Consider the following 24,739-nt stretch of genomic DNA (forward strand, 5'->3'; position numbering starts at 1 on the left):
GTGGAGCGTCCCAAGGGCGTCCAGGGCATTTGATACAAGCGTTTCCGCAGGCCATGGAGGATCTGACCGATGGGAGAACCGCGACGGATGTTACCGGCACGCGTCTTGGGACCGGCTTGTACGGAAGGGGAGTCCGAGGTGGGAGGAGGAGTGAGGAGACCGATGGCCGTTGGCCGCCGGCCCCGGCGTCAGGGCTGGTAGGGCGGCATGACGCCCCAGCCCCAGCGCGGCACCGGCTCCTCGCCCGGCGGCGTGGCTCCCGGCTGCGAGAAGTGGACGGCCAGACGGGTGCCCCACTCGACGTAACCCGCGAACGCCGCCCTGAACTCCGGGTCGGCGGGCAGCCCCACCTCGTCGGCCGCGTCCATGAGCAGGCTCACCCACCTGCGGCGCTGCTGCTCCGTGATGCCCTTGCCGAGGTGGTGGGAGACCATGTGCGAGTGACCGCCGCGCTCCTCGCTGTAGCGGGCCGGGCCGCCGAAGACCTCGCCGAGCCACATCGCCACGTACGCGGGATGGCGGCTGTCCATGTGCGCGAAGAGCGGTCCGACCAGGTCGTCGTCCTTGACCCGCCCGTAGAACGCCTCGGTCAGCCGCTCCAGCGCCCGCGCGCCTCCCGCCCACTCGAACAGCGTGGGCTCGGTCTTCTCGATCACCTTCTCGTAGTGCCGCATCTCCTCGATGTCCGACACGTACGGCTTGATCTCGGCGAAGAACTCCCGGAAGTGCTCGCTGCCGCGGAAGCCCTCAAGGTGGTCGCGGGCCGAGGTCCAGGTGATCCGCAGGATGTAGCACGCGGGCTCGTCCACGCAGCGGGACAGTTCGTAGTCGAGGCACTGCGGCGCCCGCCCGAGCGGCACGACGGCGCGCCGGTAGGCGGCCTCGAACTCCTCCCCGTCGGGGACCCGGTAACGGATGTATTCGACGATCACCAGCATCAACCCCTTTGTAATTATGTAATCACGACCAAGCTACCCCTCCGCGGCGAAACGATCAATGGATGCGGTCGAGACCCGTCAGTCCGGCCGAGAGCGCCCAGAGACGGGCCGCCGCGCCGTCGTCCGCCGGGCCGTCTCCGGTGACGCGGCAGTCGGCGCAGTAGTCACCGCCGCGCCCGTCGAGCTCGCGTGACGTGGCGGCCCAGACCAATGTCGCCGCACCCTGATCGGGTGCCCTGAACAGGCCGGGCGCCGCGTTGCCCGCGGCGTCGATCCAGCCGGCGGCGACCATCTCGCCGGTCGTGAGGTGTCGCTGGAGCGGAGTGCGGATCCAGCCCGGATTGACCGAGAACGCGTGGACCCCGTACGGACCTCCCAGCTGATCCAGGTGGCGGGCGAACAGGATGTTCGCGAGCTTCGACTGGCCGTAGGCCGCCCACTTGTCGTAGCCGCGGGTGAACTGCGGGTCGTCCCACCGGATGCGCCAGTCCGCGTCGTACCCGGAGGAGACCGAGACGACGCGGGCCGCGCCGGCGGCCGTGAGGGCGGGCCACAGCAGGTGCGTCAGCGCGTAGTGGCCCAGGTGGTTGACGGCGAACTGCGCCTCCCAGCCGGGCCCCACCCGGGTCTCGGGGCAGGCCATGATCCCGGCGCCGGCGATCAGGATGCCGAGGGGAGCCCGCCGGCGCAGGAACCGTTCGGCGAACGCCCGTACGGAATCAAGGTCGGCGAGGTCGAGTCGCTCGACCTCGGCCCTGTCGACGCCGGCGAGTGCCTGCCGCGCCGTCTCGGGCCGGCGAGCCGGGACGACGACGCGCGCCCCGGCCCCGGCGAGCGCGCGGGTCGCCGCGAGACCCAGGCCGGAGTATCCGCCGGTGACGACCGCGGTCCTGCCGGTCAGGTCGATCCCCGCGAGAACCTCGGCGTCCGTGCTGCCGGGGCCGAACCCGCCGTGTCTGGTGTCCTGCCCTGTGTCACCCGTCATGTCGCTGGTCATGGCGCAGACGCTAGGTGTTCGACCGAGGTCTAGGTCAACCGGTTACGATCACCGCGTGACGGCTGAGGTCCTGCATATCGGCGAGGTGGCCAGGCGCACCGGCCTGAGCGTGCACACGCTGCGGCTGTACGAGCGTGCAGGGCTGCTCGCGGGCGAGGTGCGGCGTGACGAGGCTGGGCGGCGGGTCTACAGCGCCTGGGATGTCGAGTGGCTGGGCAACTGCGTGAAGTTCCGGGCCTCCGGCATGCCGCTGGCCACGATCAGCCGGCTGGCCCGGCTCGTGCGCGAGGGCACCGGCAACGAAGCGGAACGGCTCGAGGTGCTGCGCGAGCACCAGAGCCGTGTCACCGAGCGGCTCGCACAGCTGCGGGACTGCCTGGATCTCATCGACGGCAAGGTGGCCGCCTACGAGCGGCACCTCGCGGCCGACGGCACCGGAGAGCCCTGGCAACGGCAGCCGGATCAGACGTTGAAGCGGAACTCCACGACGTCGCCGTCGCGCATGACGTAGTCCTTGCCCTCGATCCGGGCCTTGCCGGCGGCCCTGGCGGCGGTCATCGAGCCCGCCTCGACCAGGTCGCCGAACGAGATGACCTCGGCCTTGATGAACCCGCGCTGGAAGTCGGTGTGGATGACCCCGGCGGCCTCGGGGGCGGTGGCGCCCCTGCGGATCGTCCAGGCCCGCGCCTCCTTGGGCCCGGCCGTCAGGTAGGTCTGCAGGCCCAGCGTCTCGAACCCGACCCGGGCGAGCTGGGCGAGACCCGACTCCTCCTGGCCGACGGACTGCAGCAGCTCCAGCGCCTCGTCGTCGGGCAGCTCCACCAGCTCCGACTCGATCTTGGCGTCGAGGAACACGGCCTCGGCCGGGGCCACCAGCGCCGAGAGCTTGGCCCGCAGGTCGTCGTCGGTCAGCTCGTCCGCGTCGAGGTTGAAGACGTACAGGAACGGCTTGGCCGTGAGGAGGTGCAGCTCACGCAGGTCGGCGAGGTCGATGCCGGCGCCCCTGCCCCCGGCGTACAGGGTCGTGCCGGTGTCGAGGAGCTTCGCCGCGGCCTCGGCCGCCTCCAGCAGGACCTTGCGGTCCTTGTTGGTGCGCGCCTCCTTCTGCAGGCGGGGCACCGCCTTCTCGATCGTCTGCAGGTCGGCGAGGATCAGTTCGGTGTTGATGGTCTCGATGTCGCGCCGCGGCGACACCTCGCCGTCCACGTGGGTCACGTCGGGGTCGGAGAAGACCCGGATCACCTGGCAGATCGCGTCGGTCTCGCGGATGTTGGCGAGGAACTGGTTGCCCCGGCCCTGCCCCTCGGAGGCGCCCTTCACCAGTCCGGCGATGTCGACGAACTCCACCTTGGCGGGCAGGATGCGGGCGGAGTTGAAGATCTCCCCCAGCGTGTCCAGCCGCGCGTCCGGGACGCCGACGATGCCGACGTTCGGCTCGATCGTGGCGAACGGGTAGTTGGCCGCCAGGGCGTTCCCGCTCTTGGTCAGCGCGTTGAAAAGCGTGGACTTACCGACGTTGGGAAGGCCGACGATGCCGATGCTCAGGCTCACGTACCACGAGTTTAGGGGTCTCGGCGGGTGCGCCGGACATCGGCGGCCTCGGCTCCCTCCTGGGCGCGCCTCCCCGTTTGGCACGCCAACGCCTGAAATCATCCAGACCGTGGATGTCGTGGCGCTCGTACTGGGACTCGCCGTCGGCCTGGTGACCGGTCTGGCGCTCGCCGGAATGCGGACCGCGGGCCGTACGGCCGAGGCCGCCGCCCGGGTGGCGGAGGCCGAGGCGAGGACGCGCGCGGCGGAGGACAAGGTCGGCTACGTCGAGAACCAGCTCACCGAGCGGTTCCAGGCCATCTCGGCGCACGCTCTCGACGTCGCCAACCTGCGTTTCCTCGAACTGGCCGAGAACCGGCTCAACACCACGAGGGCGGAGGCGGCGGGCGACCTCGACCAGCGCCGCCAGGCGGTCGAGAACCTGGTCGCGCCGCTGCGCGAGACGCTCGCCAAGGTGGAGAGCCAGCTCAGGGAGAGCGAGTCGGGCACCCGCGCCGCCCGGGCCGAGCTGAGCAAGCAGATGGAGTTCGTACGGGAGAGCTCCGAACGGCTGAAGGCCCAGACGGACGCGCTGGTGCGGGCGCTGCAGCGGCCGGAGGCCCGGGGACGCTGGGGAGAGCTGCAGCTCCGGCGGGTGGCGGAGATCGCCGGGATGGCCCGGTTCTGCGACTTCGACGAGCAGGTGAGCGCCATGACCCGAGACGGGATGGTCCGTCCCGACATGGTGGTGCGGCTCAGCGGCGGCAAGAACGTCATCGTGGACGCGAAGGTCTCGCTCGCGGCCTATCTGGAGGCGGCCGAGACCGCCGATCCCTCGTTCGCCTCGACCCGGCTCGACGCGCACGCGCGGCACCTGCGCGAGCACGTGGACCGGCTTGCGGCCAAGGCGTACTGGCAGGCGTTCAGCCCGTCGCCCGAGTTCGTGGTGCTGTTCATCCCCGGCGAGGCCTTCCTCGCGCCCGCGCTGGAGCGTGATCCCGGGTTACTCGAGTACGCGATGCGGCGGCGCGTGCACATCGCCACCCCGACGACGCTCGTGACGATGCTGCGCACCGCGCAGTACGCCTGGCAGCAGGCGGCGGTCAGCGAGAACGCCAAGGCGGTGTTCGACCTGGGCAAGGAGCTGTACGACCGGCTCGGCAACCTCGGGCGGCACGTGGACACCCTGGGCAGGGCGCTGACCCGGGCGGTCACCGCGTACAACCAGACGGTCGGCAGCCTGGAGAGCCGCGTCCTGGTCAGCGCGCGGAGGATGAACGATCTCGGTCTCGTGGACTACTCGCTCGACGCCCCGGCGGCGGTGGAGGAGGTCCCCCGGCCGGTCGCGATCCCCGAACTCGAAGGTGAAGAGCGGGTAAGCTCCCCTCCCCCGCATCGTCAGAACGGTAAATTGGCGCGAGACTTGTCGTGAGGGGGGCCCGATGACAGGCACCGGTCGAGCCGGGCTGCGGCTGACCGCTCGGGGGGCGATCGTCATGCTCTTCGTGATCACTGTGGTGGGTCTCCTGCCGAAGCTGCCCGGGCCCGCGTTCGTGGCCGGCTGCCTCGCGGCCGTCCTGCTCGTGCGGCCCCGCGACCTGCTGCCGCTGGTGGTGACGCCCCCGCTGGTCTTCTTCCTCGCGGCCCTGCTGGTGGAGCTGCTGCGGTCGCTCGGGTCCGGCTCGATGCTCCCGACGTTCGGGCTCGGCATTTTCACGACGCTGTCGTCGGCCGCCCCGTGGCTGTTCGCCGGCTCGGCGCTGGCGCTGGGCGTCGCCTGGGCGCGCGGCCTGCCCGCCCACCTCAGGGAGCTGCGTACGGGCGCCGTGCCCGAACCCGCCGCCGCGAGGGCCGGCACGGCGGCCGGCGCTGGGGCCGGGGCGGCCCGCGCCACCGCGCCCGGCCGTGCCCGCAGGGGCCGTGGGGGCCGTGGGGGCCGTGGGAACCGTGGCCAGGCCTTCGACCCCGAGCCCGAGGGCTACTTCGAACCCCGCGTGTACGGCAAGGCGGCCGACGAATAGGCCGTACGCACGGCCGGTCGTGTCGTCTGTATGGAGCGCGTGTAGGGGGGCGCGGCCTCGTTCACCCGGCTCGGAGGTCGCGGCGCAGTTCGTGGGGCAGGGCGAAGCGCATGCTCTCGTGCACCGACTCGACCTCCTCGACGTCGGTGAAGCCGAGGCCGGCGAGCTTGGCGAGCACTCCCTCCACCAGCTCCTCCGGCACCGACGCGCCGCTGGTGAGGCCGACCGTGCGCACGCCCTCCAGCCACTCCTCCCGTACGAAGGAGGCGTCGTCGACGAGGTGGGCGGCGGCGGCGCCGTAGTCCTTGGCCACCTCGACCAGCCGCTTGGAGTTGGACGAGTTGGCCGAGCCGACGACGATGACCAGGTCGGACTCCGCGGCGATCGCCTTGACGGCCGTCTGCCGGTTGGAGGTGGCGTAGCAGATGTCGTCGCTCGGCGGGTCGATGAGGTTCGGGAAACGCGTGCGCAGCCGGGCGACCGTCTCGGTCGTCTCGTCCACCGACAGGGTCGTCTGGGAGAGCCAGACCACCCTCTCCGGGTCCCGGACGGACACCTCGCCGACGCCGTCGAGGCCGTCGACGAGCTGGATGTGCTCGGGGGCCTCCCCGGCGGTGCCCTCGACCTCCTCATGCCCCTCGTGCCCGATGAGCAGGATGTCGTAGTCCTTGGCCGCGAACCTCTTGGCCTCGTTGTGCACCTTGGTGACCAGCGGGCACGTGGCGTCGATGGTCTTCAGCCGGCGGCCGGCGGCCTCCTCGTGGACGGCGGGGGCGACGCCGTGCGCGGAGAACACGACGATCGCGCCCTCGGGAACCTCATCGGTCTCCTCCACGAAGACGGCGCCGCGCTCCTCCAGCGTCCTCACGACGTGGGTGTTGTGCACGATCTGTTTGCGTACGTAAACGGGTGCGCCGTACTGCTCCAGCGCCCGCTCCACCGCCTGCACCGCGCGGTCGACTCCCGCGCAGTAGCCACGGGGCTTGGCGACCAGGACACGGCGGTTCGCTGAGGTCTGCACGTCCATGTTCCTATGCTATGTGGAACGCGAGCCGCCTCTTGACCCTGGTCTTGCGAGACTGGGTGTACCTATACACATCTCCCCGGGAGCCGAAATGTCCGTCCTTAGGGCTATAACAAAACCTTTTCGCGACGCAATGGAGAGTGGGGAACGGCTGCGGGCGCTGCCAGTGCTCATGCTCCAGACCGCTCTGAACGGCGTCGGCCAGGCGCTGCTGATCGGCGACAAGGTCAGGTCGCGGATCAAGCGCCTGGTCGTGGGTGAGGAGGAGGGCCCCGAGAAGGCCGAGGCCCCGGACGCCGCCACCCGCGACGAGCAGGCCGCGGAACCGGCCACGCGCAGGGAACCCGTCATCTTCGCGCCCCGCCCGAGCAAGGCGGAGCGGGACGGCGAGAAGGACGGCGAGAAGACGGCCGCGAGCGCACCGGCTCCCACCGCCGCTCCCACTGTCACTCCTACGCCCGCTCCGGCGGAGACGGAAGCGGTGCCGTCTTCCGAGGCGAAGGTCCAGGAATCCCTCGGCGCCCCCAAGCCCGAGACCGCACCCGAAGCCGTGGCACCCAAGCCCGCACCCGAGACCGCGCACGCGCCCGAGGCCGTGGCACCCGAGACCACCGCCGAGACCGCGCAGGTCACGGAGGCTTCGCAGGTCACGGAGGCCGAGCCCACCCCCGAGGCCGAGGCCGCGCCGGTGGCTCCCGCGAAGAAGCCGCGCGCCCGCCGCAAGCCCGCCGCGGAGACCGCCGAGGAAACGGCGAAGGCCGCGGAAGATGCAGCGACGGGCGGAGAGACGGCTGAGGCCGCCGCGCCCAAGCCCGCCCGGACCCGCAGGAAGACCACCGCGAAGACACCGGAAAGCGCCGCCGGGGAAACCGCCGCGACCCCGGAGGCCGAGCCCGCCGCGGAGACCACCGCTCAGCCCGCCGCCGACACCGCGACGGAGGCCGAGGCCGCCCCGGTTGCTCCCGCGAAGAAGCCACGCGCCCGCCGCAAGCCCGTCACCGAGACCACTGCCGCGAAGACACCGGAAAGCGCCGTCGAGGAAACCGGCTCGGCGGCCGGCGGCGAGGGCGCCGCCCTGAGCGAGGGCACCGCCGCGAGCGAGGGCGGGGGCGGAGGTGAGCAGGCGGAGCCGCTGCCGGGTTACGCAAACCTCACCTTCGCGTCGCTGCGGTCGAGGCTGCGCGGCAAGTCGGCCGAGCAGGTGCACGCGCTGCTCGACTACGAGAAGGCGCACGCGAACCGTCCCGAGGTGGTCCGCATGTTCCAGAACCGGCTGTCGAAGCTCCAGTCCGAGTCCTGAGCGTCGGCCTCGCCCCGAGCACAGGGCACGTCCCGAGCACAGGGCACATCCCGAGCACAGGGCACATCCCGAGTCGCGCACCGGTCGGGGCCGCCGGGCCCGGAACTGTCGGGCCCGGAACTGTCGGGCGCTGTGGCTAGCCTGCGAGTGTGGCACGGCGAGCGTACGGTGAGCGATGACCGTGGGCGAGAAGCGTGGGCGAGAAGCGTGGGCGATGACCGTGGGCGATGAGGTGGCGATGGCCGCCGGGCCCGGGCGAGGAGGACTGGTTGAGCGCGAAGACGTCTCCGGAGGCGCCCCTGCCGATCAGGTCGGTGCTGCAGATGGTCGCCCAGTGGATCGGCAAGCTGGGCACCGTCTGGGTCGAGGGGCAGATCACCGAGCTGACGGCACGTGGCGGCACCGTCTTCCTGACCCTGCGGGACCCGGTGGCGAACGTCTCGGCGCGGGTCACCTGCGCCCGGGGCGTCTACGAGGCGAGCGTGCCGCGCCCGGTGGACGGCGCACGCGTGGTGGTGCACGTCAAGCCGGACTTCTGGGTCAACAGAGGATCGTTCGCCTTCACCGCTCTGGAGATCCGCCCAGTCGGGATCGGCGAGCTGCTGGCCCGGCTCGAACGGCTGCGGCAGGTGCTCGCGGGCGAGGGCCTGTTCAACGTGGACCGGAAGAGACGGCTGCCGTTCCTGCCTGGCACGGTCGGGCTCGTCTGCGGGCGCGACTCCGCCGCCGAGCGTGACGTGCTGGAGAACGCCCGCCGCCGCTGGCCCGCCGTACGGTTCCGGGTGGAGCAGGTCGCCGTGCAGGGGCCGTACGCGGTGGGCGAGGTGACTGAGGCGCTGCGCAGGCTGGACGCCGACCACGAGGTCGATGTGATCGTCATCGCCAGGGGCGGCGGCTCGCTGGAGGACCTGCTGCCCTTCTCCGACGAGTCGCTGGTGCGGGCCGTGGCGGCTTGCCGTACGCCCGTGGTGAGCGCGATCGGCCACGAGCAGGACAGCCCGCTGCTGGACCTCGTGGCCGACGTGCGCGCCTCCACCCCGACGGACGCGGCCAAGAAGGTCGTGCCCGACGTGGGCGAGCAGCTCACCCTGGTCCACCAGCTGAGGGACCGGGGCCGCCGGGTGCTGCGCGGCTGGGTCGAGCGGGAGCTGTCCTGGCTGGAGTCCGTACGCTCGCGGCCGTCGCTCGCCGATCCGGTGCGGGAGCTCGACCGGCGGGCCGAGCAGGTCGACGCGCTGCGCGAGCGGTCCCGGCGATGTCTTTCCTCGTCACTCGACCGCTCGGCCGACTCGCTCGAACACCTCAGGGCCCGGCTCGTAACGCTCTCTCCCGCCGCGACCCTGGAACGCGGTTACGCCATCGCGCAGCGCCCGTCGGGCGAGGTCGTCCGCCTGGCGGCGGACGTCAAGCCGGGCGACGGGCTGACCATCCGCTTCTCCGACGACCGCGTCACAGTGACCGCCGACCCCGACGGCCCGCCCGCCTGACGGCAGGCGGGCGGGCGGGCGAGCAGGTGTCAGAGGGCGAGCCGGACGCCGTACGCGTCGAGCCACGCGTTCACCTGGAGCAGCCCTTCGAGAGCCGTACGGGAGCCCTGGAGGCTGACGGCGCCCACCGGCTGAGCGAGGATGCTCCGCACCTTGCCGGTGTCGAGCAGGCAGCCGATGGCCGGCTCTCCGCTCAGCAGGTCGGCCACGGCGGCGCGCAGCGCGTGCTCGTACGCCGGGTCCTGGGTGGAGGGATAGGGCACCTTGCGCCGTTCGACCACCGACCGGGGCAGCACGTCGGCCGTCGCGGCGCGCAGCAGGCTCTTCTCGTGGCCGTCGAAGGTCTTCATGGCCCAGGGGGCGTTGAAGACGTAGTCGACCAGGCGGTGGTCGCAGAACGGCACGCGGACCTCCAGCCCGACGGCCATGCTCATGCGGTCCTTGCGGTCCAGCAGGATCTGCACGAACCGGGTCAGGTGCAGGTAGCTGATCTCCCGCATCCGCCTCTGCAAGCCGGCCTCCCCCGGCACCCGGGGCACCTCGGCCAGCGCCCGCTGGTAGCTGTCGGCGCGGTAGGCCGGGACGTCGAGCTTGCGCAGCAGCTCCTCGTTCAGGAACTCGCCCCGGGTGGTCAGGCCGGTCTGGGTCTGCGTGGCGAGCCACGGGAAGGTGTGCGCGCCGACCGCCTCCGGGTCGTGGAACCACCGGTATCCGCCGAACACCTCGTCGGCGGACTCCCCCGACAACGCGACCGTCGAGCGCTCCCTGATCGCCTTGAAGAGCAGGTAGAGCGAGATGTCCATGTCGCCGATGCCGAGCGGGACGTCCCTCGCCCGCAGCACGGCCGCGCGCACGGCCGGATCCATCAGGTCGGCCGAGTCCAGCACGATGTCCGTGTGGTCGGAGCCCACGTGCCGCACCACGTCGTGCACGTACGGCGTGTCGGGGGTGTCGCGCATGTCGTCGGGCTGGAAGTTCTCGGTGTAGCCGCTGAAGTCGACCGAGAACGACCGCACCGTGCCCCGGCCGCGCAGCGCGCGGGCCGCGAGGGCGGTGACCGCGCTGGAGTCGAGGCCGCCGGACAGCAGCGTGCACAGCGGAACGTCGGAGATGAGCTGCCGCGCGACGATGTCGTCGAGAAGTTCGCGGATGGTCCGGATGGTCGTCGGCAGGTCGTCGGTGTGCTCGCGGGCCTCCAGCCGCCAGTAGCGGCGCTTGCTCAGCCCCTCGCGGCGCACCTTGACCACCTGGCCGGGCCGCACCTCGTGCATGCCCCGGAAGACCGCGTTCTCCGGGGTCTTCACGAAGGCGAGGATCTCTCGCAGGCCGTCGGCGTCGACGACCCGCTCGGCGAGCGGGTTGGCCAGGATCGCCTTGGGCTCCGAGCCGAACAGCACCCCGTCGGGCGTCGGGTAGTAGTACAGCGGCTTGATGCCCATGCGGTCGCGCACGAGCAGCAGTTCCTCGCGGCGGGTGTCCCAGATCGCGAAGGCGTACATGCCGTTGAGCCGGGAGACGAAGTCGTCGCCCCATTCGAGGTACGCCCGCAGGACGACCTCGGTGTCGCTCCTGGTCCGGAAGGCGTGGCCGAGCCGTACGAGCTCGTCGCGCAGCTCCCGGAAGTTGTAGACCTCGCCGCTGTAGGTGAGGGCGGCCAGGACCTCGCCGCCGGCTTCGGCGGTCATCGGCTGGCGTCCGCCCTCGATGTCGATGATGGCGAGCCGCCGGTGGCCGAACGCGACGTGCGGCGCGAGCCAGGCCCCCTCTGCGTCCGGCCCCCGGCACGCCATCGTGTCCGTCATCGCCTGGACGGTCTGCCGCTCCTCCCGGAGATCGCGTCCGTAGTCCACCCAGCCACTGATTCCGCACATCGAGATGACCCCCCGGTTCATCACTCCCGCAGATGGTTAGTACACCTAACTAACACACCAATCAGGACTTTTATGCCCAAATCGGGCATCACTATGAGGCCGCGAAGTGTCGGTCCCGGCCTCTAAGGTGGAGACGTGAGCGAGGACAGGCAGACTCCCCCGCAGGACAAGCAGGCTTCCCGGCAGGACGGACAGGCTTCCGCGCAGGACGGGCAGACCCCGTCGTACGAACAGGCGCGCGAGCAGCTGACCGACGTGGTGCGGCGGCTGGAGAACGGCGGGCTCACGCTGGAGCAGTCGATCGAGCTGTGGGAACGGGGCGAGAGACTCGCCGCGGTCTGCGAGGAGTGGCTCCAGGGCGCGCGGGCCAAGCTCGCCGCCGCGATGGCCCAGCGGCAGGAGCCCCAGCCCAGCGGCCCCGAGGCCGCCCCCTTCTGACTCCGAGCGGGCGGTGACCAACGGCCGTCCCGACCGGCGGACGCGGTCGCGGAACCAGCGGTCGCGGCGCCAGCGGTCGTGGCGCCAGCGGTCGTGGCGCTAGGCGTGCCAGAGGGCGGCGAGTTGCCGGCTGGCCAGCCGGGACGGTACGGCCCGCAGCAACGTGTCGCGCAGCCACGCGGCGACGCCGGTCCGGGAGGTCAGCCGCGACTGCCGGGACGCCGCCAGCATCATGCGGTTGGCGCGGGGCCTGCGTTCGGCGTCGTAGCGCAGGAACCGCTGGGCGACGTCCGCCGGCTCGGCGCCGGCCAGGTGGCCGCACAGCGCGGCCGCGTCCTCGAATGCCTGACTGGCGCCCTGACCGAGGTCGGGCGACATGGCGTGCGCGGCGTCACCGAGGAACGCGATCCGGCCGGCCGCGAACGAGGGCAAGGGTTCGGCCAGGCAGGTGATCGGATCGACGTAGACGGCGCCGGGCGGGGTGGCCTCGATCAGGGTCGTGACGAGGGGGTGCCAGTCGGCCATCAGGGACAGCATCTGCCGGCGCGCCTCGTCCGCTCCGGGCGGTGGACCGTGCAGGGGCGAGTCGGTGAACCAGTAGAGGCGGTCCGCACCGACGGGGAACAGGCCGAACATCGCCCCGCTGCGGCGGTCGACGAGTTGACTGGCGAGCAGCTCCGTGGCCAGGCCGGACGGGCGCGGCAGCATGCCGCGCAGGTCCATCCGGCCGGTTCGCCGCAGCCCGGGGTGGGTGGGGAAGACCTGTGCGCGCAGCGTGCTGCCGAGGCCGTCGGCCGCGATCACGGCGTCCGCCCCCACCATGGGGCTTCCATCGCTGATCACGGTCACTCCGGTGGGGCCGGGCTCCAGGCGCTCGACCGGGGTCGCGGTCCGCACCAGCTCGGCCGGCAGCGGGGCGCGCAGCGCCCGGTGCAGTTCCGCTCGATCGATCATGGCGGGCAGCGCGACCTCCCGCCGCGCCCGGGTCAGGTCCGTGACCAGCAGCGGCCGTCCGAGCCGGTCCCGCAGTCCGCCGCGGGCCGTGTGCACGACGTGACCGCGAACGTCCTCACCCAGCCCCAGCGCGTCCAGCGCGCGAAGCCCGTTGGGCATGACCACGATCCCTGTGCCCGCCTCCCGGAGCCTGGCGCCCCGTTCGAGGAGTGTCACCTCGTGACCCAGGCGATGCAGCCCCACCGCCGCCGCCACGCCGCCAAGCCCGGCGCCGACTACCGCGATCCGCACGTGACCTCCTCCGAATTCACCACGGTCGTACTGCTACGGCACCGGAACATGTCAGCCGGCCGACGGAGCGGGAGAGGGTTTGACCTGGGGGGCGAGGGTGTGGGCGAGTGCGCTCAGCTCGTCCCAGCCGGCCGTTCCGGTGACGACCACCGCGTGATCGGGGAGAACGCGGACCAGCGACCGCTGGTTCTTGTCCTCCCGCACCCGCTCCTCCCAGGTCACGCCGTCGATCTGGCGGCTTCCGCCGGGCTTGTCGGTGTTGGTCATCCGGTTGACGAACGCCGCGATCGGGCGTTCGTCACTCTGGGCGACCATGGCGTGCTCCCGCTCGCCGGTCGCGAATCCCAGCCGCCACGTCACGACGCCGCCGTCCTGGGTCAGACGCGAGCTGTTAGGCACCCAGTTCGCCAGGACCTGGCTGGGCGCCACGACCTCGTACGGAGCCGCGCGGACCGCGTTGGCCTGGTCGATGCCGTACTGCACCCGGGGGATGTGCTCGGTGCGGCTCTGCGGGGTGACGAGCAGGAACAATCCCACGCCCGCGAGGCAGACGAGGAGCGCGAACGCGTAGCCGAAGAAACCCTGGGTGAATCGTCCCACGTCACGTCAGACTAGCCGTCAGGGTGGCCGCCCTCCGTACCGGCGGTCAGGGATGCCGGATATTGCCAATGATGCGAAGAGCGTCCCCAGCCATCCTCCGGGCCGCCTCCGGGTCGTCGGACAAGGTCACCTCCTGCACGACCGCCGCGAGGGCGCCGGTGACGACCAGGACCAGCGCGTCCTCGTGCTCGAACAGGGCGGCGGTGCGCCTGGCCCACTGCCGGAGCCGTTCCCGCATGACGACCTCGAACCCGGGCGGCGCGTCACCCCGCAGGAAGAGCGCGGCGAGGTCGCGCTCGGCGAGACAGCCCTCCAGGTAGGCGCGGGCGGCGGCGAGGAACTGGGGCATGGGGTCGGTCTCCCCCGCCGCCCTCGCCTCCTGCACGGCCTGCCGGGTGCGCTGGGCCTGACGCTTCTGGAACTCCTCGAACAGTGTGAGATAGAGGTCGGCCTTGCCCGAGAAGTGGTGGTAGAGGCTGCCGACGCTGGCACCGGCCCGGGCCACGACCTCGGTCACGCAGGCCTCCGCGAAGCCGCTGGTGACGAAGGTCTCCTTGGCGGCGTCCAGGAGCACGACCCTCGTCGCCGCCCCGCGGTCCGACGTACGCGTCGCAAGGGGCCGCTCGGCCGGCCGTACGGGTGCTCGTCCGGTGTCGCCGCTCAATCAAAGCCTCCGAGGAAACCCTCGCCTTCGGGCGGGGGAGGAATCGGACTCCCTGCGGAGCAGGGCGGGGATAGGCGGTTCGCCGGAAGGCGAACCGCGTACGAATTTACGCGATCCTCGATTGAGCGGGTGGCATGATGTGCGGCGTGGCGCAGACGGTGAAGCGGGCCTACAGGTACCGCTTCTATCCCACCCCCGAGCAGGCCGCCGAGCTTGCCCGGACGTTCGGGTGCGTGCGCCTGGTCTACAACAAGGCTCTTGAAGAACGGACCCGCGCCTACACCCGGGAAGGCCGCCGCGTCTCCTACGCGGAGTCCTCGGCCTTGCTGACGGCATGGAAGCGGACCGAAGAGCTGGCGTTCCTGGCCGAGGTGTCCTGTGTGCCGTTGCAGCAGGCGCTGCGGCACCTGCAGGCAGCCTTCGCCCACTTCTTCGCCAAGCGGTCCAAATACCCCACCTTCAAGTCGCGTAAGAAGTCCCGGGCGTCGGCCGAGTACACCCGCTCGGCGTTCCGCTACCGCGACGGGCAGCTCACGCTGGCGAAGATGGACGCCCCGCTGGACATCGTGTGGTCGCGTCCACTCCCGCAAGGGGCGCAGCCGTCCACGGTGACCGTGAGCAAGGATCCGGCCGGGCGATGGTTCGTGTCCCTCCTGGTCGAGGAGACGATCCACCCCCTCACCCCCATAGGGGACGTGGTCGGCCTGGACGCCGGGATCACCAGCCTGGTGGCCCTGTCCCGCCCGATCCCCGGAGTGACCGACCAGGACGGCAAGGTCGCCAACCCCCGGCATGAGCGCACAGACCGGCGCAGACTGGCCAAGGCCCAGCGCTCGCTGGCCCGCAAAGCGGCGGTCAGCGCGAACCGGGCCAAGGCCCGGCTCAAGGTCGCCCGCGCCCACGCCCGCATCAGCGACCGGCGCCGGGACTTCCTGCACAAGCTGACCACCTCGCTCGTCCGTGAAAACCAAACGGTCGTGATCGAGGACCTCACCGTCCGCCACATGGTCAAGAACCACTCCCTCGCCCGCGCCATCTCCGACGCCTCCTGGCGGGAACTCCGCTCGATGCTGGCGTACAAAGCGCAGTGGCACGGGCGTGAACTCGTGGTGATCGACCGGTGGTTTCCCAGCTCGAAACTGTGCTCGGCCTGCGGGACCCTGCAAGACGTGATGCCGTTGCACGTCCGGACCTGGGAATGCGCCTGCGGGGCGGTCCACGACCGGGACGTCAACGCCGCCAGGAACATCCTCGCCGCCGGGCTGGCGGAGAGGTAAAACGCCTGTGGAGCTGGTGTAAGACCTCAACGGAGTCCTCCGAGCGGGCAACCGGCAGCGAAACAGGAAGACCAACCTGTGAGGGTTGGAACCCCCTCCCTTCAGGGAGGGGAGGATGCCAAGCGGTGACGATATCCCCGCCCGCCCGTCATCCACGGCCCCCGATTCCCGTGGCGCAGCCCGGGAAGGCCTGCGACCTGGCCCGACAGGTTCAGACCAATCGGACAAGGGCACTCTTCGCACACTACGATCGCCCATAGTGGAGCTTGCGACGTGAGGGGATCAATGGCTGATCACGTACCGGCGGCACTGGCGGCGGGAGAACGCGCGCCCGACCGCAACCTCGCTCTCGAACTGGTGAGGGTGACCGAGGCGGCGGCGATGGCCGCGGCCCGCTGGGTGGGGCGCGGGGAGAAGAACGGCGCGGACGGCGCCGCCGTCAACGCCATGCGCCAGCTGATCAACACGGTCTCGATGAAGGGCGCCGTGGTGATCGGCGAGGGCGAGAAGGACAACGCCCCGATGCTGTACAACGGCGAGCGGGTCGGCGACGGGACCGGGCCCGAGTGCGACGTGGCCGTGGACCCGATCGACGGCACCCGCCTGTGCGCGCTCGGCATGAACAACGCGATCTCCGTGATCGCGGTGAGCGAGCGCGGCTCGATGTACGACCCCTCCGCGGTCTTCTACATGGAGAAGCTCGTCACCGGCCCGGAGGCGGCCGGGCAGGTGAACATCGACGCTCCGGTGGCCGACAACATCCGGGCCGTGGCGCGGGCCAAGGGCGCCAAGCCGTCCGACGTGACCGTGGTGATCCTGGACCGGCCCCGGCACGAGCGCGTCGTCAAGGAGATCCGGGAGACCGGGGCCCGCATCCGCTTCATCACCGACGGCGACGTGGCCGGAGCGATCATGGCCGCCCGCACCGGCACGGGCGTCGACCTCATGCTGGGCATCGGCGGCACCCCGGAGGGCATCGTCGCCGCCTGCGCGCTCAAGTGCATGGGCGGGGTGATCCAGGGCAAGCTGTGGCCGCGCGACGACGACGAGCGCCGCCGGGCCCTCGACGCCGGGCTCGACCTGGACCAGGTGCTCACCACCGACGACCTCGTACGCTCCGACGACGTGTTCTTCGCCGCCACGGGCATCACCGACGGCGAGCTGATGCACGGCGTGCGGTTCCAGGGCGGCGCGGCGGTGACGCACTCCCTCGTGATGCGGGGCCGTTCCGGGACGATCCGGAAGATCGAGAGCGAACACCAGCTCTGGAAGCTCGGCGCCTACAGCGCGATCAACTTCGACACGGCCGTCTAGAGGGCCGCGCTCACCGGCCGAACAGGCGGCGGCGGGGGGGTTTCGGCGAACGGGCGACGACCTTGCCGCCGAGGACGAACCCGGCGAGTTCGATCACGGGCGCGTCCGGCGCGTGGCCGGTCGCGCCCGGCGGGAGCCGTACATCGTTCCGGAAGGACCGGACGCGGGCGGTGGGGGCGGTCACGATCCGCACGCCCTCAGGAACGAGCAGCGTGACCGTGCCGGCCATGACGGCGAGCTGGACCACCACGTGCCGCGACTGGAGGAGCGCCTCGCACAGGTCCATCGAGACCGTGCCGCCCAGCGACGTCACCGGGATCTGCGAGGGCACCACCCACCGGCCGCCGCGCGTCTCCGTACGGAAGAAGGCGGTGACGGGACGGTTGTCCATGCGGAACGGCTGGCTCTCCGGCGGCAGCAGGTCCGCGGTCAGCTCGGCCAGCTCGCCGAGGGTCCGGGCGGCCCAGACGCGCTCCACCCGTTCCTCGTGCTCCAGCGGGGTCAGGCGCCCGTCGACGACGGCGTCCGTCAGCGCCGTGACGACCCGTTCCCGGTCGGCGTCCGACGCGCGCATCAGCCCGGGATCGGGCGTGGCGGGACCGCCCGGGGCGCCGGGAGCGCGCGACGCGAGGAAGGTGGCGATCCATTTCGCGGCTGAGGACTCGCTGCTCACATCTTCGAGGGTATTCGGTCCGCGGCGCGCCTCACAGTCTCCCGCCGTTCCGGCCATTGACCGAGCGCGGCGCGGCTCCTAGGCTGGCGAAAACCTGAACCATCCTCATGTTCCAGGAGGCCGCGATGTCCGTGAGGGTCGCCGTCCGCGGGACTCGCCGCCTTCGGGGGCATGGCTGGGGGTACGGTGCCCACGCCGCGTGACCGGCGGGCCCGGCTGGCCGCCTTCGCGGTGTTCGCCGTCCAGGGCCTCACCTTCGCCACGCTGCTCACCCAGGTGGCCACGCTGCAGCGCAGGCATGGTCTCACCGACGGCGAGCTGTCCATCCTGCTCCTGGTCGTGCCGGTGATCGCGGGCGCCGGGAGCGTGCTCGCGGGCGCCGCCGCCTCCCGGTACGGCAGCCGCCTGGTGCTGCGCCTCGCGCAGCCGCTCGCCTGCGCCGCCGTGGTGCTCGCCGGGCTCGCGCCGAACATCCCCGCGCTCGTCGCGGCGAACGTCCTGTTCGGCCTCGGCCTCGGCGGGGTGGACGCGGGCATGAACATGCAGGGCGTGGCGGTCGAGCGGGAGTACGGCCGGGCGGTGCTCACCGGATTCCACGCGCTGTGGAGCGCGGCGGCGGTCGCCGGCGCGGTCTGGGCGTCGGCGGCGGCCGGGCTCGGCCTCGGGCTGCCCGCCACCTTCACGATCGCCCTCGTCCCGGCCGTCGCCGTCGCGCTGGCCGCCTCGGCCTGGCTCTACCTGCCGGGCGAGGAGCACCGCCACCGGGCCGGCTCCCCGGCGGAGCCGACGGCCGGGGCGAAGGTGGCGTGGCGTCCGATCTTTCCCCTCTGCCTCGCGATGGCGTTCCTCTACGTGGGCGACTCGTCGATCTCCAACTTCGGCTCCGTCTTCATGGACCGGGTCGTGCACGCCGCCACGCCCGTGATCCCGCTGGCCCTCGGGGCGTACCAGCTCACGACGTTCCTCGTCCGCGTCGGGGGCGACCTCGCGGTGCGCAGGTTCGGCTCGGCGGCGATCGTGCGCGCGGGCGGCGCCGTCGCGACGCTGGGCTTCGCCGCGATCGTGGCGGCCCCCTCGGCGCCCGCGGCCATCGCGGGCTTCGCCCTCACCGGGATCGGCCTGTCGGTGGTCGCCCCGCAGTCGTTCAGCGCGGCCGGCCGCCTCGACCCGGCGGGCACGGGCGTGGCCATCGCCCGGGTCAACATGTTCAACTACGTGGGGTTCGTCGTCGGCGCCGCCCTCGTCGGCGGCATCGCCGACGCCTCCGGCTACCAGGTCGCCTTCGCCGCGCCGCTCGTGCTGGCCGCCGCGATCATCCTGCTCGCCCGGGGCTTCCAGCCGCGTACGGCCGGGAACGCCGCCACGACGGCCCCTATCGCGTCCTGACGCGCTCGGCCATGGCGCGTACGGCCTCCCGGACGCGGTGGGCGGGCAGGCGCGCGAACCCGATCACGAGCCCCGCCGGCCGCCCTTCCGCCGTTCCGAGGGCCGGGGTCGCGACCTCGGCCGAGAGGCCGGCCGCCCGGGCCGCCCCGGCCAGGCCGGACGCGTCCGTCCCGGCACCGGCCTTGGGATCCGGCACCGCGTAGAGGTGCAGCCCGGCCGAGATGCCGCGTACGGCGAGCCGGGGCAGGTGCTCGGCGAGCGCGCCGACGAGCGCGTCCCTGCGCCGCCGGTATTCTCTCCGCATCCGGCGCAGGTGCCGGTCGTACGCACCGCCGGCGATCAGGTGCGCGAGCGCGTACTGCTCGATGACGGGTGAACCGAGGTCGAGCTCCTCACGCGCGAGCCGTACGGCGCGGGCGAGGCCGGGCGGCGCGGCGATCCAGCCGAGCCGCAGCCCCGGGGCGAGGGCCTTGCTCACACTGCCCGCGAGCACGACCCGGCCGGGCGCGAGCCCCTGCAGGCACCCGACCGGATCGCGGTCGAAGCGGAACTCCGCGTCGTAGTCGTCCTCCATCACCAGGCCGCCGGTGCGGGCGGCCCAGGCGATCAGGGCGGCGCGGCGGCCGGGGGACAGCACCACACCGGTGGGGTACTGGTGCGCGGGGGTCACGAGCACGGCGTCGGCTTCGGCCGGGAGGTCTCCGACGACGATCCCCTCCCCGTCGACGCGCACCGGGACGAGCCGCGCCCCGGTCCGGCGGAGCAGCGGAAGCTGCCGCTCACTCGTCGGGTCCTCGACGGCCAGGACGACGTCGCGGCCCCGCTCGCGGGCCAGGGCGTGCAGGACGAGGCTGAGCCCCTGGGCCATCCCGGTGAGGATCACGACGTCGTCCGGCACCACGTCGGCGGCGCGCACCCGGCCCAGGTACGCCGCGAGCTCACGGCGCAGGGCGGGCACACCCCCGGGATCGCCGTAGTCGAGCGCGTCGTTCGGCAGCGTGGCGAGGACGTGGCGGACGGCCGCGAGCCAGGCCTGCCGGGGGAAGGCGCCGAGGTCCGGCGACGTGGGCCGGTGCCCGTAGTGGGGCCGGCCCTCCCCCTCCCGCCCGGCCGGCTCCGCGGCGACGTGCCGCCCGGCCCCCGCCGCGACCCGGGTCCCGGCGCCGGTCCGGCTTTCGAGCACCCCCTCGGCCACGAGCTGCTCGTACGCCTCCACGACGACGCCGCGCGACAGGCCGAGATCGCGGGCGAGGTCGCGGGTGGCCGGCAGGCGGGCGCCCGGGCCGAGCCGTCCGGAGCGCACCGCCTCACGCACCTCGCGGGCGATCTGCGCGGCGAGCCCGCCTCTGGCCCGGTCTACCACCAGATGAAGATCGGCCATTGGACCACTCTAGGGCCATCCGATTGGACCGGTTACGGGGACCAACCGCTTCCTAGGATCGTCAGACGTGAACACCTACACGACCGGGGCCGCGGGGGCGATGTTCCTCGTCGGGACGCTGGCCGCGGTCTCCGGCGCGATCGCGGACTATCCGGTCTACGGCGGCCAGGCGCTCCGCTATGCCCTCGCCGCCGTGGTCCTGCTCGCCGCGGCCCGCGCCCGCGGTCTCGGTCCCGTACGGCTCCGGCCGCGCCAGTGGGGGCTGCTCGCCACGTTGTCGCTGACGGGGCTGGTGCTGTTCAACGTGTGCGTCGTCGAGGCGGCCCGGGCGTCCGGTCCCGCGCTGCCCGGCATCGTCCTCGGCACCGTGCCGCTGGCGCTCGCCCTCGTGGGCCCGATGGCCACGGGCGGGCGGCCGTCCCCGCGCGTCGTCGGGGCGGGTCTGGTGGTGGCCGCCGGGGCCCTTCTCGCAACGGGCGCGGGGAGCGGGAACCTGCCCGGCCTGCTGTGGTCGCTCGGCGCGCTCGCCTGCGAGCTGTGCTTCTCGCTGCTGGCCTTGCCCCTGCTGCCGGTGGTCGGGCCCGTGCGGCTGTCGGCCTGGTCGGCCGCGCTCGCCGTGCCGCTCCTGCTGGCCGCCGGGCTGGCCCTGGACGGCCGGGACGTCCTGCGGACGCCCACGCCCGCCGAGGCGGCGGGCCTCGCCTACCTCGCCCTCGTCGTGACGACCGTGGCGTTCTTCCTGTGGTACCGCTCGCTGCCCCGCCTGGGCCCGGACCGGGCCGGGCTGTTCGCCGGGATGATCCCCATAGGGGCGATCACCACGGCCGCCCTCCTCGGAATCGCCGTCCCCACCCCGGCCGACCTCGCCGGAGCGGCCCTCGTCGTCAGCGGAATCGCTCTCGGGCTCCGTTCACCCCGGCCCCGGCGTCCGGCCCCGGAGGCCGCGAGCCGTCCTGCGAGCCGTCGCGCGAGCCGTCGCGCGAGCCGTCGCGCGAACGGTCGTGCGCCGCGCCGGACGGAATCAACCAGGTCATCTCGCCCTCCTTGACCTGCCGCAGCACGAGCGCGAGCAGCGACAGCGCGAGGGCCACGAGGATGCCGATCGCGAATATGATCATTACGATGACTTCGCCGTTCATGGCCCCTCCTCTCGTCCCGTCTCGATTATCCCGCTTTATGCGCATATCGTCTGGTTGAATTTATTCAAAACCTACTCATGCCCCGGGCATGATGACCATTGTTCGTTCGCCGTACGCTGTGCAGGGACACGGACAGGACATGGACGGCCCGCGCGTCGGGCGCGCCCGACGAGGCAGACCACGAGGACCGAGGACGATGCCGGAGTTCGACTACACCGACCTGCTCCCGCTGGGACCCGACGAGACGGAGTACCGCCTGATCACCGGCGAGGGGGTGCGGGTCACCGAGGCGGCCGGGCGCAGGTTCCTGGAGGTCGGGCCGGAGGCGCTGCGGCTGCTCACCGAGACCGCGATCCACGACATCTCGCACTATCTGCGCGCGTCCCACCTGGCCCAGCTTCGCAAGATCGTGGACGACCCCGAGTCCAGCGGCAACGACCGCTTCGTGGCCCTCGACCTGCTGAAGAACGCGAGCATCTCAGCCGGCGGCGTGCTGCCGATGTGCCAGGACACCGGCACCGCGATCGTGATGGGCAAGCGCGGCCGGCACGTGCTGACCGATGGCCGCGACGCCGAGCACCTCAGCCGAGGCGTGTACGACGCCTACACGCGGCTCAACCTGCGTTACTCGCAGATGGCGCCGCTGACGATGTGGGACGAGAAGAACACCGGCTCCAACCTGCCGGCGCAGGTCGAACTCTACGCCGAGGACCCGAACGGTCACCCGGACGAGTACAAGTTCCTGTTCATGGCCAAGGGCGGCGGCTCGGCCAACAAGTCGTTCCTCTACCAGGAGACGAAGGCGGTGCTCAACGAGAAGCGGATGCTCGCCTTCCTGGAGGAGAAGATCCGCTCGCTCGGCACCGCCGCCTGCCCGCCGTACCATCTGGCCATCGTCGTGGGCGGCACCAGCGCCGAGTACGCGCTGAAGACGGCGAAGTACGCCTCGGCCCGCTATCTGGACTCCATCCCTGCCGAGGGCTCGGCGAGCGGCCATGGCTTCCGCGACCTGGAGATGGAGAAGAAGGTCTTCGAGCTGACCCAGAAGCTGGGCATCGGCGCGCAGTTCGGCGGCAAGTACTTCTGCCACGACGTGCGGGTGATCCGACTGCCCCGGCACGGCGCGTCCTGCCCGGTCGCGATCGCGGTGAGCTGCAGCGCGGACCGGCAGGCACTGGCGAAGATCACGCCGGAGGGGGTGTTCCTCGAACAGCTCGAGACCGACCCCGCCCGGTTCCTCCCCGACACCACCGACGAGCACCTCGGCGGCGACGTGGTGAGCATCGACCTGAACCGCCCGATGCCGGAGATCCTCGCCGAGCTGAGCAGGTATCCGGTGAAGACCCGCCTGTCGCTCACCGGGCCGCTCGTGGTCGCCCGCGACATCGCGCACGCGAAGATCGCCGAGCGGCTCGACGCCGGCGAGGACATGCCGCAGTACCTGAAGGATCACGCCGTCTACTACGCCGGCCCGGCCAAGACCCCCGAGGGCTACGCGTCCGGTTCCTTCGGGCCCACGACGGCGGGCCGGATGGACTCGTACGTCGAGCGCTTCCAGGCGGCGGGCGGCTCGATGGTGATGCTGGCCAAGGGCAACCGGTCCAAGCAGGTCACCGAGGCGTGCCAGAAGCACGGCGGCTTCTACCTCGGCTCCATCGGCGGCCCGGCCGCCCGGCTGGCCCAGGACTGCATCAAGAAGGTCGATGTCCTGGAATATCCGGAGCTGGGAATGGAAGCGGTCTGGAAAATCGAGGTCGTCGACTTCCCGGCCTTCATCGTCGTCGACGACAAGGGCGGCGACTTCTTCACCGACACCACCGGTCCCGTCCTTACCATCGGCCGCCGCTGACCCTACGGGCTTGTTGTCAGGATCTTTGACAGAAGATCTCAACAATTTCCCGGCATGGTCTCTACAGGTCGCATGGCACAAATCGGTAAGCTGCCACCCATGCGTGCGCCGTCCGGATACCTGCTAGCCGCGCGCTATCGGCTTATCGAGCCGGTCGGGCGCGGCGGCATGGGCACTGTGTGGCGGGCGCGTGACGAACTGCTCGACCGCGAGGTGGCGGTCAAGGAGGTGCGGCTTCCGCTGGTCCTCGACGAGGAGCTGCGGGCGGAATTGTGCGCGCGCACCGAGCGCGAGGGCCGGGCGACCGCCATGGTCGCCCACCCCTCGGTCATCACGCTCTTCGACGTAATCACCGAGGACGACCGGCCATGGATCGTGATGGAACTGCTCCGGGCGCGGTCACTGGAGGAGCTCATCCGCCAGGAGGGCCCGCTGCCCCCGCGCCGGGTCGCCGACATCGGACGGCAGGTCCTCGGCGCGCTGCGGGCCGTGCACGGCAAGGGCATCCTGCACCGCGACGTGAAGCCCAGCAACGTGCTGGTCACCGATGACGACCGGGCGGTGCTGACCGACTTCGGGCTGGCCGCCCTGGAGGGCGACGCGTCCATCACCCAGGCGGGGATCGTGCTCGGCTCCGCCGGGTACATCTCCCCCGAACGCGTCCTCGGTGACCGGGCGAGCCCGGCCGCCGACCTGTGGTCGCTCGGCGCGACCCTCTACACCGCCGTCGAGGGGCGCGGTCTGCACGGCCGCCGTACGGCGGCGGCGGCGCTCGCGGCGCTGACCAGCGGGGCGCCCATCCCGATGGAGAAGGCGGGCCCGCTCGCCCCGGTCCTGCGGGGGCTGCTGCAGATCGACCCGGCGGCCAGGATCGACGGCGTGCGCGCGGCGCATGTTCTGTCCAGGGTCGCGGCCGGAGGCGTGGTCGACGATCCGCTGGTCTCTCCCTTCCGCGGCGGACGGCCCTCGCCGCCGCCCACCGCGCCCGCTCCCCCCAGCAGCCGCAAGCCGCCGCACCGCAATCCGCCCCGGGGGCAGCACCGGGGCCAGCACCGCGCCGAGTCGCGACCCGCCCCCAAGGTCGCTCCGCGCGACCGCGACTCCGGGCCGCACCGGCAGCCGGGGCCGTACGGCCAGCCGTACCAGGCGGGCGGACCGTACGATCCGTCCGGCGCCTACGGGGTGTACGGCCCGAGCGGCGGCCCGTCTTTCCCGCCCGCCGGCCAGTACGGGCAGACCGGGCCCTACGGCCAGTCAGGGTCCTACGGCCAGTCAGGGTCCTATGGACAGACCGGGCCGTACGGGCACAGCGGTCAGTTCCGGCACAGCGGGCCGCACACCTTCTACGAACAGTCGGGCTACGGACAGTCGGGCCGGCACCTCGCCTACCCTCGCGATCCGGGAAGCGGCGGCGACGTCGCGGCCGTGCCGTTCCAGCGGCGGCGGCCGAGCGAGGGGCTGCACCGCAAGCCGGCGGAGCCGGCTCTCCAGCAGGTCGTGCGCATCCCCATGATGCGGCACGTGGCCAAGATGATCAAGATCCTGCTGCCGCGCCGGTACTGGCCGAGGATGTTTATCAAGTAACGGGAAAGCGCTTTTCAAGGC

General features: G+C 71.9%; 21 protein-coding genes and 1 pseudogene. 12 read left to right on the plus strand and 10 right to left on the minus strand.

Going from position 1 to position 24,739, the window contains the following annotated elements; all coding sequences use genetic code 11:
* Nucleotides 1-188: 188 nt before the first annotated feature.
* Together OG344_RS03930 and OG344_RS03935 are read right to left on the minus strand one after the other, a co-directional pair.
* Nucleotides 189-938, minus strand: coding sequence for a group II truncated hemoglobin (locus tag OG344_RS03930; RefSeq protein ID WP_405087010.1), 750 nt, complete (start codon nucleotides 936-938; stop codon nucleotides 189-191).
* 55 nt (nucleotides 939-993) lie between these two features.
* Nucleotides 994-1,935: an SDR family NAD(P)-dependent oxidoreductase gene (locus OG344_RS03935; protein ID WP_405087011.1), complete on the minus strand. Its 942-nt coding sequence runs from the start codon at nucleotides 1,933-1,935 to the stop codon at nucleotides 994-996.
* Between the two features lie 55 nt (nucleotides 1,936-1,990).
* On the opposite strand from OG344_RS03935, the gene OG344_RS03940 reads away from it, so the two are divergent.
* Nucleotides 1,991-2,446 carry a MerR family transcriptional regulator gene (locus OG344_RS03940; RefSeq protein ID WP_405087012.1) on the plus strand — a complete coding sequence of 152 codons (456 nt, stop codon included), beginning with the start codon at nucleotides 1,991-1,993 and terminating at the stop codon, nucleotides 2,444-2,446.
* Here OG344_RS03940 and ychF read toward each other — a convergent pair.
* Nucleotides 2,398-3,486: a redox-regulated ATPase YchF gene (ychF, locus tag OG344_RS03945; protein ID WP_327047878.1), complete on the minus strand. Its 1,089-nt coding sequence runs from the start codon at nucleotides 3,484-3,486 to the stop codon at nucleotides 2,398-2,400. The two genes, OG344_RS03940 and ychF, sit on opposite strands and share 49 nt — an antisense overlap.
* Nucleotides 3,487-3,595: 109 nt before the next feature.
* Here ychF and OG344_RS03950 point away from each other — a divergent pair, with 109 nt between their 5' ends.
* Both OG344_RS03950 and OG344_RS03955 read left to right on the plus strand, forming a co-directional pair.
* Nucleotides 3,596-4,897: a DNA recombination protein RmuC gene (locus tag OG344_RS03950; RefSeq protein ID WP_405087013.1), complete on the plus strand. Its 1,302-nt coding sequence runs from the start codon at nucleotides 3,596-3,598 to the stop codon at nucleotides 4,895-4,897.
* A gap of 10 nt (nucleotides 4,898-4,907) precedes the next feature.
* Nucleotides 4,908-5,486 (plus strand): DUF6542 domain-containing protein, encoded by a 579-nt coding sequence (locus OG344_RS03955; RefSeq protein ID WP_405087014.1) that lies wholly within the window; start codon nucleotides 4,908-4,910, stop codon nucleotides 5,484-5,486.
* A 61-nt stretch (nucleotides 5,487-5,547) separates the two neighbouring features.
* Here the strand turns inward: OG344_RS03955 and OG344_RS03960 are convergent, their stop codons facing one another.
* Nucleotides 5,548-6,513, minus strand: coding sequence for a 4-hydroxy-3-methylbut-2-enyl diphosphate reductase (locus OG344_RS03960; RefSeq protein WP_405087015.1), 966 nt, complete (start codon nucleotides 6,511-6,513; stop codon nucleotides 5,548-5,550).
* Between the two features lie 130 nt (nucleotides 6,514-6,643).
* Between OG344_RS03960 and OG344_RS03965 the strand changes: the two genes are divergently transcribed.
* Both OG344_RS03965 and xseA read left to right on the plus strand, forming a co-directional pair.
* A complete protein-coding gene (locus OG344_RS03965; protein ID WP_405087016.1) occupies nucleotides 6,644-7,810 on the plus strand; it encodes a hypothetical protein in 1,167 nt (388 codons plus the stop codon).
* 269 nt (nucleotides 7,811-8,079) lie between these two features.
* Complete coding sequence (xseA, locus tag OG344_RS03970; protein ID WP_405087017.1) at nucleotides 8,080-9,297, plus strand: exodeoxyribonuclease VII large subunit; 1,218 nt, start codon at nucleotides 8,080-8,082, stop codon at nucleotides 9,295-9,297.
* Between the two features lie 29 nt (nucleotides 9,298-9,326).
* On the opposite strand, the gene asnB is transcribed toward xseA, so the two are convergent.
* Entirely contained in the window at nucleotides 9,327-11,189 is a 1,863-nt protein-coding gene (asnB, locus tag OG344_RS03975) for an asparagine synthase (glutamine-hydrolyzing) (protein WP_405087018.1), read from the minus strand.
* Between the two features lie 114 nt (nucleotides 11,190-11,303).
* Here asnB and OG344_RS03980 point away from each other — a divergent pair, with 114 nt between their 5' ends.
* The gene (locus OG344_RS03980; RefSeq protein WP_405087019.1) at nucleotides 11,304-11,606 is read left to right on the plus strand and encodes an exodeoxyribonuclease VII small subunit; all 303 of its coding nucleotides are present in this window, start codon (nucleotides 11,304-11,306) and stop codon (nucleotides 11,604-11,606) included.
* 99 nt (nucleotides 11,607-11,705) lie between these two features.
* Here the strand turns inward: OG344_RS03980 and OG344_RS03985 are convergent, their stop codons facing one another.
* The 3 genes from OG344_RS03985 to OG344_RS03995 are packed head-to-tail and all read right to left on the minus strand — an operon-like array spanning nucleotide 11,706 to nucleotide 14,115.
* Nucleotides 11,706-12,851: an FAD-dependent oxidoreductase gene (locus tag OG344_RS03985; RefSeq protein ID WP_405087020.1), complete on the minus strand. Its 1,146-nt coding sequence runs from the start codon at nucleotides 12,849-12,851 to the stop codon at nucleotides 11,706-11,708.
* Between the two features lie 51 nt (nucleotides 12,852-12,902).
* On the minus strand, nucleotides 12,903-13,451 hold the full coding sequence (locus OG344_RS03990; protein WP_405087021.1) for a DUF4245 domain-containing protein: 549 nt from the start codon (nucleotides 13,449-13,451) through the stop codon (nucleotides 12,903-12,905).
* Between the two features lie 46 nt (nucleotides 13,452-13,497).
* The gene (locus OG344_RS03995; protein ID WP_405087022.1) at nucleotides 13,498-14,115 is read right to left on the minus strand and encodes a TetR/AcrR family transcriptional regulator; all 618 of its coding nucleotides are present in this window, start codon (nucleotides 14,113-14,115) and stop codon (nucleotides 13,498-13,500) included.
* A gap of 137 nt (nucleotides 14,116-14,252) precedes the next feature.
* Between OG344_RS03995 and OG344_RS04000 the strand changes: the two are divergent.
* Nucleotides 14,253-15,521, plus strand: a pseudogene (locus tag OG344_RS04000) (RNA-guided endonuclease InsQ/TnpB family protein).
* Nucleotides 15,522-15,677: 156 nt separating this feature from the next.
* Nucleotides 15,678-16,706 carry a class II fructose-bisphosphatase gene (gene glpX, locus OG344_RS04005; protein WP_327047889.1) on the plus strand — a complete coding sequence of 343 codons (1,029 nt, stop codon included), beginning with the start codon at nucleotides 15,678-15,680 and terminating at the stop codon, nucleotides 16,704-16,706.
* 10 nt (nucleotides 16,707-16,716) lie between these two features.
* Here glpX and OG344_RS04010 read toward each other — a convergent pair whose 3' ends face one another.
* Entirely contained in the window at nucleotides 16,717-17,379 is a 663-nt protein-coding gene (locus OG344_RS04010) for a DUF1707 domain-containing protein (RefSeq protein ID WP_327047890.1), read from the minus strand.
* Between the two features lie 186 nt (nucleotides 17,380-17,565).
* Here OG344_RS04010 and OG344_RS04015 point away from each other — a divergent pair, with 186 nt between their 5' ends.
* Nucleotides 17,566-18,765, plus strand: a complete 1,200-nt coding sequence (locus OG344_RS04015) for an MFS transporter (protein WP_405087023.1) — start codon at nucleotides 17,566-17,568, stop codon at nucleotides 18,763-18,765.
* Here the strand turns inward: OG344_RS04015 and OG344_RS04020 are convergent.
* On the minus strand, nucleotides 18,752-20,146 hold the full coding sequence (locus tag OG344_RS04020) for a PLP-dependent aminotransferase family protein (protein ID WP_405087024.1): 1,395 nt from the start codon (nucleotides 20,144-20,146) through the stop codon (nucleotides 18,752-18,754). The genes OG344_RS04015 and OG344_RS04020 overlap by 14 nt on opposite strands.
* 67 nt (nucleotides 20,147-20,213) lie before the next feature.
* On the opposite strand from OG344_RS04020, the gene OG344_RS04025 reads away from it, so the two are divergent.
* From OG344_RS04025 to OG344_RS04035, 3 genes are all read left to right on the plus strand, one after another.
* Complete coding sequence (locus tag OG344_RS04025; RefSeq protein WP_405087025.1) at nucleotides 20,214-21,194, plus strand: DMT family transporter; 981 nt, start codon at nucleotides 20,214-20,216, stop codon at nucleotides 21,192-21,194.
* A 287-nt stretch (nucleotides 21,195-21,481) separates the two neighbouring features.
* Nucleotides 21,482-23,134, plus strand: coding sequence for a fumarate hydratase (locus tag OG344_RS04030; protein ID WP_327047894.1), 1,653 nt, complete (start codon nucleotides 21,482-21,484; stop codon nucleotides 23,132-23,134).
* A 99-nt stretch (nucleotides 23,135-23,233) separates the two neighbouring features.
* Nucleotides 23,234-24,718, plus strand: a complete 1,485-nt coding sequence (locus OG344_RS04035) for a protein kinase domain-containing protein (protein WP_405087026.1) — start codon at nucleotides 23,234-23,236, stop codon at nucleotides 24,716-24,718.
* Nucleotides 24,719-24,739 lie beyond the last annotated feature (21 nt).

It is taken from the genome of Microbispora sp. NBC_01389 (assembly GCF_045040095.1).
Classification (GTDB): domain Bacteria; phylum Actinomycetota; class Actinomycetes; order Streptosporangiales; family Streptosporangiaceae; genus Microbispora.